This window comes from Polaromonas sp. P3_C2, from assembly GCF_056402675.1.
The window spans coordinates 1-9,452 of record NZ_JBFUGX010000085.1 but is presented as its reverse complement, the minus strand read 5'-3'; the positions used below and the strand labels follow the sequence as shown (position 1 = coordinate 9,452).

Annotated in this window: 8 protein-coding genes and 1 pseudogene; 7 read left to right on the top strand and 2 right to left on the bottom strand. The window is 61.5% G+C overall.

The window, feature by feature from the left end; translation table 11 throughout:
* The 5 genes and pseudogenes from AC1DWI_RS05845 to fdhF all read left to right on the top strand — a co-directional run.
* A pseudogene (locus tag AC1DWI_RS05845) lies at positions 1-137 on the top strand (formyl-CoA transferase); the annotation flags it as partial.
* Positions 138-245: 108 nt separating this feature from the next.
* Complete coding sequence (locus AC1DWI_RS05840) at positions 246-692, top strand: PAS domain-containing protein (RefSeq protein ID WP_457280478.1); 447 nt, start codon at positions 246-248, stop codon at positions 690-692.
* Positions 693-816: 124 nt separating this feature from the next.
* Complete coding sequence (gene frc, locus AC1DWI_RS05835) at positions 817-2,064, top strand: formyl-CoA transferase (RefSeq protein WP_477669187.1); 1,248 nt, start codon at positions 817-819, stop codon at positions 2,062-2,064.
* Between the two features lie 43 nt (positions 2,065-2,107).
* On the top strand, positions 2,108-3,805 hold the full coding sequence (locus AC1DWI_RS05830; protein WP_477724521.1) for an NAD(P)H-dependent oxidoreductase subunit E: 1,698 nt from the start codon (positions 2,108-2,110) through the stop codon (positions 3,803-3,805).
* A 31-nt stretch (positions 3,806-3,836) separates the two neighbouring features.
* Positions 3,837-6,674, top strand: coding sequence for a formate dehydrogenase subunit alpha (fdhF, locus tag AC1DWI_RS05825; protein ID WP_477669185.1), 2,838 nt, complete (start codon positions 3,837-3,839; stop codon positions 6,672-6,674).
* A gap of 201 nt (positions 6,675-6,875) precedes the next feature.
* Here the strand turns inward: fdhF and rraA are convergent, their stop codons facing one another.
* Together rraA and AC1DWI_RS05815 are read right to left on the bottom strand one after the other, a co-directional pair.
* Positions 6,876-7,388 (bottom strand): ribonuclease E activity regulator RraA, encoded by a 513-nt coding sequence (gene rraA, locus AC1DWI_RS05820; protein WP_477669184.1) that lies wholly within the window; start codon positions 7,386-7,388, stop codon positions 6,876-6,878.
* Positions 7,385-7,876: an Lrp/AsnC family transcriptional regulator gene (locus tag AC1DWI_RS05815; protein ID WP_007873193.1), complete on the bottom strand. Its 492-nt coding sequence runs from the start codon at positions 7,874-7,876 to the stop codon at positions 7,385-7,387. Before AC1DWI_RS05815 ends, rraA begins: the two co-directional genes overlap by 4 nt.
* A 92-nt stretch (positions 7,877-7,968) precedes the next feature.
* On the opposite strand from AC1DWI_RS05815, the gene yedA reads away from it, so the two are divergent.
* Both yedA and AC1DWI_RS05805 read left to right on the top strand, forming a co-directional pair.
* Positions 7,969-8,892 carry a drug/metabolite exporter YedA gene (gene yedA / locus AC1DWI_RS05810; protein ID WP_477669183.1) on the top strand — a complete coding sequence of 308 codons (924 nt, stop codon included), beginning with the start codon at positions 7,969-7,971 and terminating at the stop codon, positions 8,890-8,892.
* A gap of 110 nt (positions 8,893-9,002) precedes the next feature.
* Positions 9,003-9,452, top strand: a 450-nt coding sequence (locus AC1DWI_RS05805; RefSeq protein WP_477724520.1) for an SWIB/MDM2 domain-containing protein, incomplete at its 3' end; no start/stop codon positions are given.

The window sequence follows — 9,452 nt, the reverse complement described above, 5'->3', positions numbered from 1 at the left end:
GCCCGATCAAGTTCTCCGACACCAAGCCTGAAGTAACCGCATCGCCCCTGCTGGGCGAACACACCGATGAGGTTCTGGCCGAACTCGGCTACAGCAAAGACCAAATCGCGGCCATGCACACTGCAAAAGCAGTGTGAGCGCAATCTTGAAGTAGCGGTCTTGATGGCCCAGAAAGACGGCGTTCAGATTGAGCGCCGTTTTTTTTAAGGCCTCAGTCAGCTTATTTTCGTAACAGGAGTGGACATATGCAAACAACAACCGACCTGAAACAGCTTGTGGAGGCTGTTGGCGATGCCATTGTGGCTTCCGATGCCGGCGGTGCAATTGTCTTGTGGAACCCTGCGGCCCAGCGGATGTTTGGCTTCACAGAAGAAGAAGCCCTGGGTAAATCGCTGGACATCATCATCCCGCAGCGCCAGCAGCAGCGCCACTGGGACGGCTATCACAAGACAATGGCGACCGGACAAACGCGGTATGGCAACGACGTTCTTCGTGTGCCCGCAGTGCACAAGGACGGGCACGGGCTGTCTATTGCCTTTACCGTCGCGCTGTTGCATACCCCGGACAACAAGGTGTCGGCGATCGTCGCGGTGATTCGCGATGAAACCGCCCGCTTTGCCGAAGAACGCAATCTGAAAAAACGCCTGACGGAACTGGAGATGCAGCTTGTCCCTCAAGGCAAAACACCGTAACCCAAAAGACAAAGGCACATCACCGGTGCAGTGATTAACATAGGGGTTGAACCGGGCACCCAGGTGTCCCGCAGCATGGCGCAAGCCATACGGGCATCCATTTCAACCTCCAGCAGGAACTTTCATGAGCAAAGCGTTAGACGGCGTTCGCATCCTTGACTTCACCCACGTCCAGTCCGGGCCTACGTGCACCCAGTTGCTGGCATGGTTCGGCGCAGACGTCATCAAGGTCGAACGCGCCGGCGAAGGCGACGCGACTCGCGGACAGTTGCGCGACATCCCCGGCGTAGACAGCCTGTATTTCACCATGCTCAACCACAACAAGCGCTCGATCACGCTGGACACCAAAAAGCCGAAAGGCAAAGAGGTTCTGGACACTTTGATCAAGGAATGCGACGTGCTGGTGGAAAACTTTGCGCCTGGCGCGCTCGACCGCATGGGCATCACCTGGGAACACATCCAGAAACTCAATCCCCGAATGATTGTCGCCTCGGTCAAGGGCTTTGGCCCCGGCCGCTACGAAGATTGCAAGGTTTACGAGAACGTTGCCCAGTGTGCCGGCGGCTCGGCCTCTACTTCCGGGTTTGACGATGGCCCACCCATGGTCACGGGCGCACAAATTGGTGACAGCGGAACCGGCCTGCACCTTGCCCTGGGAATCGTCGCAGCCCTCTATCAACGCAACACCACGGGGCGTGGCCAGAAAGTGCTGGCGCCCATGCAGGATGCCGTGCTGAACCTGTGCCGGGTCAAACTGCGCGACCAGCAGCGCCTGGAGCGCACCGGCACCATGCATGAATACCCGCAGTACCCAGACGGCAAGTTCGGTGAGGCCGTGCCGCGCGCCGGCAATGCCTCCGGCGGTGGCCAGCCGGGCTCCATCCTCAAATGCAAGGGCTGGGAGACCGATCCCAACGCGTATATCTACTTCATCACCCAGGGCGCCGTGTGGCCAGCCGTGTGCAAGGTGATCGGCGAAGAAGGCTGGATTGACGACGAAGCTTTCGCGACGCCGGCAGCCCGGCTGCTGCATTTGAAGCCCATCTTCGCGCGCATCGAGAAATGGACCATGACCAAGACCAAGTTCGAGGCCATGGAAATCCTGAACAAGTACGACATTCCCTGCGGTCCCATCCTGTCTATGAAAGAGATCTCGGAAGAACCCGGGCTCCGCGAAACGGGCACCATTGTTGAAGTCGACCACCCCACCCGTGGCAAGTACCTGACCGTGGGCAATCCGATCAAGATGTCCGACAGCACCACTGAAGTCACGCGCTCCCCCCTGCTGGGCGAGCACACCGACGAAGTGTTGACGCAACTGGGTTACGGCGCCGACTACATCGCCGAATTACGCGCCGAGCGCGTCATCTAGGTCGGGCAGCCCACGCCAGCCATACAGCGAGCCACTACGCTTCATGAACCATCCCATCATTCCCATCGCCGTCATCGACGCCTCCAAGCAGCGTAAACGCCAGGCGCCCAAGGGTCGCCGCGTTGACCCGCAGGCGCTGGCCGACGTGCAACGCCTGTTGGGCTCCGAGTCGCGCAGGCCAGACTTGCTGATCGAACACCTGCACAAGATCCAGGACGAGTTCGGCCACCTGTCGGCAGCGCACCTGGCCGCGCTGGCCCAGGAGATGCGGCTGGCCCAGACCGAGGTCTATGAGGTGGCAACCTTCTATCACCACTTCGACGTGGTCAAGGAAGGTGAAGCCGCTCCAGCCGCATTCACGGTGCGGGTCTGCGATGGCCTTTCTTGCGAGATGGCTGGCGCCAAGGACCTGCTGGCCAAGCTCCCTGCCTTGCTCGGCCGCGAAGTCCGGGTCATTGCCGCACCTTGCATAGGCCGCTGCGAGCAGGCGCCAGCAGTCGTGGTGGGACAAAACCCGGTACCCAATGCCAGCTGCGAGACCGTAATGGCGACCGTCGCAGCAGCAACTGTGCAGCACGTTCCTGACGGCTTTATCGACCTGCCCACTTACCAGTCAGCCGGTGGTTACGCTTTGCTCAAGCACTGCATTTCGGGCGAACGCGATGTCGAATCGGTTCTCAAGACCATGGAAGACTCCGGCCTTCGTGGGCTGGGTGGCGCCGGCTTTCCTTCAGGCCGCAAGTGGCGCATCGTGCGTGCCGAAAAAGGCCCACGCCTGATGGCGGTGAATATCGACGAAGGCGAGCCCGGCACCTTCAAGGACCGCGTCTACCTGGAGCGTGACCCGCACCGTTTCCTCGAGGGCATGCTGATCGCCGCCTGGGCTGTCGGCATCGAGAAGGTTTACGTTTACCTGCGCGATGAATACCACGGCTGCCGCAACATGCTGCAAGCCGAACTGACCAGGCTGCGCCTGGACCCACTGATGGTCGGCATGCCAGAGATCGAGCTGCGCCGCGGCGCCGGCGCCTACATCTGCGGCGAAGAGTCGGCCATGATCGAATCCATCGAAGGCAAACGCGGCATGCCCCGCCTGCGCCCCCCCTACGTCGCACAAGTGGGCTTGTTCGGCCGGCCGACGCTTGAGCACAACTTCGAGACGCTGTATTGGGTGCGCGACATCCTGGAAAAAGGCGGTGAGTGGTTCGCTTCGCACGGCCGCAACGGCCGCAAAGGCTTGCGCTCATTCTCGGTGTCCGGACGGGTCAAAGAGCCCGGCGTCAAGCTGGCGCCGGCCGGCATCACCATCCAGGAACTGATCGACGAATACTGCGGCGGCATGCTGGAAGGCCAGAAGTTTTACGCCTACCTGCCCGGTGGCGCGTCGGGCGGCATCCTGCCGGCCACGATGAACACCATTCCGCTGGACTTCGACACGCTGCAACCCTATGGCTGCTTTATCGGCTCGGCTGCGGTGATGATCCTCTCCGACAAGGACACGGCCACTGRTGCCGCGCGCAACATGATGCGTTTCTTTCACCATGAGTCCTGCGGCCAGTGCACGCCGTGCCGTGTGGGCACAGCCAAAGCAGCACACCTTATGGAACAGCCGAAGTGGGACCTCGCCCTGCTGGCAGACCTGTCCCTGGTCATGCGCGACGCATCGATCTGCGGCCTCGGCCAGGCGGCTCCCAATCCCATGGACTGCGTCATCAAGTACTTCCCACACGAGCTGGCTTGAGCACCGCGTCAACAAGACAAGAGGCACCACGATGAATGCAATTACCCGCCAGGAACTCGCCGAACTCGACGCACCGCTTGTGAGCTTCAGCCTCAACGGCCGTGAGGTCCAGGGCCGCGCCACCGAATCACTGCTCCAGGTCGCCAAGCGCGAAGGCGTGGAGATCCCGCACCTGTGCTTCAAGGAAGGCATGGAAGCTGTCGGTAACTGCCGATCGTGCATGGTTGAAATCAACGGTGAGCGCGTACTCGCTCCCTCATGCTGCCGGGCACCTGCAGCCGGCATGAAGGTCGTCACCGACAGCGAACGCGCCGTGGCCTCGCAAAAGCTGGTGCTCGAGCTGCTGCTGTCAGACATGCCCGAAAAGGAATACACCCGCAACAACGAGGTAGACCAATGGGCTGCCAAGATCGGCGTCGGCAAGCCCCGTTTCGAGGCACGCCAACAGGTGCGCCAGGATGTATCGCACCCCGCCATCGCCGTGAACCTGGACGCCTGCATCCAGTGCACACGCTGCCTGCGCGCTTGCCGTGACGAGCAGGTCAATGACGTGATCGGGCTGGCCTTCCGCGGTGACCAGGCCAAGATCGTCTTCGATATGGATGATCCCATGGGTGCGTCCACCTGCGTGGCCTGCGGCGAATGTGTACAAGCCTGCCCGACGGGCGCCCTGATGCCGGCCCGCGAGGCTGCCTTGACCGTGCCGGACAAGCAGGTCAAGTCTGTGTGTCCCTACTGCGGTGTGGGTTGCCAGCTGACCTACAACGTCAAGGACGACAAGATTCTTTTTGTGGAAGGCCGCGACGGCCCCGCCAACCATGAACGCCTGTGCGTCAAAGGCCGTTACGGCTTCGACTACGCGCATCATCCGCACCGACTGACAAAACCGCTGATCCGCCGCGAAGGCATGCCCAAGACCGGCGACTTCACGATGGACCCGGACCGCGTGATGGACGTGTTCCGCGAAGCCAGCTGGGAAGAAGCGCTGGAATTCGCCGGCGGCAAGCTCGCCGCCATCCGTGACCAGCACGGCAAGAAATCGCTGGCCGGCTTTGGCTCGGCCAAGGGCAGCAACGAAGAAGCCTACCTGTTCCAGAAGCTGGTGCGCACCGGTTTCGGCAGCAACAATGTGGACCATTGCACGCGCCTGTGCCACGCGTCCTCGGTTGTCGCCCTGCTGGAAGGCATTGGATCTGGCGCCGTCTCTAACCCCGTCATGGATGTCACAAAGGCCGATGTGGTCGTGATCATCGGCGCCAACCCGACGGTGAACCACCCGGTGGCCGCCACCTGGATCAAGAACGCCGTGAAAAACGGCACCAAGCTGATCGTGATGGATCCGCGCCGCTCCGACCTCACGCGCGTGGCGCACCGCCACTTGCAGTTCAAGCCCGATACCGATGTGCCCATGCTCAACGCGATGATGAATGTCATCGTGACCGAGGGCCTGGTGGACCAGGCCTTCATCGACAGCCGCACTATCGGCTACGAAGAACTGCGCAAGAACGTTGAGGGCTACACACCCGAACTGATGGCGCCGATCTGCGGCATTGACGCCGACACGCTGCGTTATGTGGCCCGCCTGTTCGCCACTTCCAAAGGCTCGATGATCCTGTGGGGCATGGGTGTGTCGCAGCACGTGCACGGCACCGACAACGCGCGTTGCCTGATCGCCCTTTCGCTGATGACCGGCCAGATCGGCCGTCCTGGTACCGGCCTGCATCCTCTGCGCGGCCAGAACAACGTGCAGGGTGCGTCCGACGCGGGCCTGATCCCCATGATGCTGCCGGATTACCAGCACGTCTCCAAGCCCGAGGTCCGCGCCAGCTTCGAGAAGGCCTGGAACGTCGCTCCCGGCTCCCTGGACGACCAGGTCGGCCTGACGGTGGTCGAAGTGATGCACGCCATCAAAAAGGGCGGCATCAAGGGGATGTATGTGCAAGGCGAGAACCCGGCCATGTCCGACCCGGACGCCAACCACGCGCGCGAAGCCCTGGCTGCGCTCGATCACCTCGTGGTGCAGGACATCTTCCTGACCGAAACCGCCTATCTGGCGGACGTGATTTTGCCGGCCAGTGCCTTCCCGGAAAAAGACGGCAGCTTTACCAACACCGACCGCCTCGTGCAGATGGGCCGCAAGGCGATCAACCCGCCCGGCGATGCACGCCAGGACCTCTGGATCATTACGCAGATCGCCAACCGCATGGGTTGTGGCTGGCACTACAACCATGTCAGCGAAGTCTTCGACGAGATGCGCCACACCATGCCGAGCATTGGCGGCATCACCTGGGACCGGCTTGACCGCGAGCATTCGGTCACCTACCCCTGCATGAAAGAAGGCGATCCCGGCCAGTCGGTCGTGTTTGTGGATGACTTCCCCCGCGAAGGCGGCCGCGCGAAGTTCGTGCCGGCCGACATCATCCCGGCCAATGAGCGCCCGGACACCGAATATCCGATGGTGCTGATCACCGGGCGCCAGTTGGAGCATTGGCACACCGGCAGCATGACACGGCGCGCGACGGTGCTCGATGCGATCGAGCCCGATCCTGTCGCCCTGGTACACCCGCTCGACCTTGCCGCCATGGGCGGCAAGCCCGGCGACGTGGTGACCATCGAGTCACGCCGCGGCAAGGTGGAGCTGTACGCCCGCGCCGACGAAAGCTCGCCACGCGGCGCAGTTTTTGTACCTTTCTGTTACTACGAGGCAGCCATCAACAAGCTGACCAATGCCGCGCTAGACCCGTTTGCGAAGATCCCGGAGTTCAAATACTGCGCGATCCGCGTGTCGCTGGGTGGCGTGCCACCCGAGCAGGACAGCTACGGTGGCGGACAGGCGCTGAAGAACTCGATCGCTCTTGCGGGGTTCTGAGTATTTTTTGGCAGCAATGAGAAGCAGGGCATGAGCGGCCGCCTCTGCTGCTCAAAGACAGCGCGTGAGTGCTATTAAATTTATAGCTGCTTACGCCCTTTTTTATTGGGGTTGAGGCCGATTTTTCCAATATTCCATCCAGCCCCCGCTGCAAACCTCTGTGCCCGGCGGTAGAGCGCCTGGATTACAAGCGCCCTGCGTCTACGCTTGCGCAGGCGCCGGCATCACCACCACCCCATCCTCGTCGGCGTAGAGCCAGTCGCCCGGCCGCACCCAGACGCCCTGTATCTGCACAGCGATGTCACGCAGGCCCGCCTGGCGCCTTTCCGTGGGCAGCGGCATGCTTGCCAGGGCGCGGATTCCGGTCTGGCATTGCGCCAGCTCCGCCACGTCGCGCACGCAACCGTCAATCAGCACCCCTGCCCAGCCGTTTTTGGCGGCGGCGGCGCCCAGATTGCCGCCCAGCAGCGCGCGGCGCAGCGAGGCGCCCCCGTCCACCACCAGCACGCGCGCCTCTCCGGGCGACTCCACCGCCGCCTTGACCGGCGTGTTGTCTTCAAAGCATTTCACCGTGACGACGGGACCGCTGAACTTCTGAAGGCCGCCATAGCTCCTGAAAACAGGCGGGAGCACCCTGAAATGACCCGAGGTGTCGCCTTTGTGGAGGTCGCAGAGATCGCAGGTGGCGAAGGAGGCGAGATTGTCTTGGCTCATTTTCCGGTGACTTTCTTGATGACGGGTTTGATGTCTTCGCGCCGGGCGGGCAAGACCACCGCATTCTCGCGGGGGGCGTTCAGCACGATGGAGGTCGAGGTCTCGGTGAGGATGCAGAACTTGGTCACCACCGCGTCCAGGTGCGCCACGTCGATCACCGCGATTTCCAGCACCCAGCTGTCCTCGCCGGTGACGTTGTAGGCATTGATCACTTCGGGCGTCTGCTCGATCAGCTTGACCACCCGGGCGTACTCGACCCGCCCTACCCGCGCGATAGCGCGTATGCCGTAACCCAGCCGCGCCAGGTCAACCTCGGCCCGGTAACCTTTGATCACGCCGCCCAGTTCGAGCTTGCGCACACGCTCCGTGACTGCCGGCTGGCTCAGGTGAACGCGGCGACCCAGCTCGGCCATGGTGATCCGCGCATCGCGCTGCAGTTCGCCGAGGATGCGGCTGTCGTAATGGTCCCATTCGGTGGTTTCGGTCATATCGCTTTTCAAGCTTTAAATTTAAAGGCCAGCTGCAGTTTTGCCGTTAGTTTTGCATAGTCTGAGGGCGTTTGGCAACCTACCATGCAGGCATGACCTCCACATTCATTTCATCCTCCGCCACCGGCAAAGCGCCGGCGCTTTTGATCCCTGCCCTGCTCGCCTGTTACCTGGTGTGGGGCTCCACTTACCTGGCAATCCGCTTTGCTCTGATCAGTTTTCCGCCTTTCTTCCAGATGGGCACGCGTTTCCTGGCGGCCGGCCTTCTGATGATGGCTTGGGTGCTGATACGCGGGCACAAGCTGCCCAGCAGGCGCGAGTGGGCCAGCGCCGCCGTCATCGGCACCCTGATGCTGGGCGGCGGGATGGGGCTGACAGCATCGGCTGAACTTCACATCGGCTCCGGACTGATCGCCACCTTCATCGCGGTGGTTCCCATGATGGTGTCGGCCTGGGGCCTCCTGCTGGGCCAGCGGCCCAGCAGGCTGGAGTTCCTGGGCATGGTGGTAGGGCTGGCAGGTGTGCTGATGCTGGTGCAAGGCGCCAGCTTTAGCGCTGCTCCCGTCGGCATGGCGTGCATTGCGGGGGCGACCTTGCTGTGGTCACTCGGCTCGGTGCTGTCCACCACCCGGCTGCCGCTGGCGAATGGCCCCGCGGGTTTTGCCAGCGAAATGTTGTGTGGCGGCGCGGTGTTGATGGCGATTTCTCTTGCATTGGGTGAGCACCGCGAAGCCGCTGCCAACTGGCCCGCGCAGCCTGAAGCCGTGCTTGCGTGGCTCTATCTCGTGGTGTTTGGCTCGCTCATCGCCTTCAGCGCCTACCTCTATCTGCTGGCCAATGCCTCACCTGCAGTAGCCACGAGCTATGCCTTTGTGAACCCCTTGATCGCGATTTTTCTGGGTGCATTCTTCGCCGGAGAGCACGTCACTGGGGGCGAATGGGCCGCTTGCGGCGTGATTCTCATGGGCGTTTTCCTGATTTTCAGAGGTAAATCTGCAACATCCAGGCGCAAATAAAGTGCGTTTGCACTAGGAAACTGCGTTTTTCTCCAGTAGCATCCGCATTGCCACAAGGAAGAGTAGTTATCCGTGTGGTGATTTATCAACTTCTAGAAGGAAAATCAATCATGGCAACTGCAAAAAAAGCACCGGCTAAAAAAGCGCCTGCAAAAAAGGCTGCTCCGGCAAAGAAAGTAGCTGCGAAGAAAGCAGCTCCTGCAAAGAAGGCTCCTGCGAAAAAAGCAGCGCCTGCGAAAAAGGTAGCCGCGAAGAAGGCAGCTCCCGCCAAAAAAGTTGCGGCCAAAAAGCCAGCAGCGAAAAAAGCGCCTGCCAAAAAGCGCACGCCCAATGCAGCGTTCATGAAGGCACTGACCTTGAGCCCGGCACTGGCAGCAGTGGTTGGCGACAAGCCTCTGCCACGTACCGAGATCGTCAGCAAGCTGTGGGTTTACATCAAATCCAAGGGCCTGCAGGACAAGGTCAACAAGCGCATGATCAACGCCGACGAAAAATTGCGTGCCGTTTTCGGCAAGGCGCAAGTGTCGATGTTCGAGATGGCTGGCCTTATCGGCAAGCAC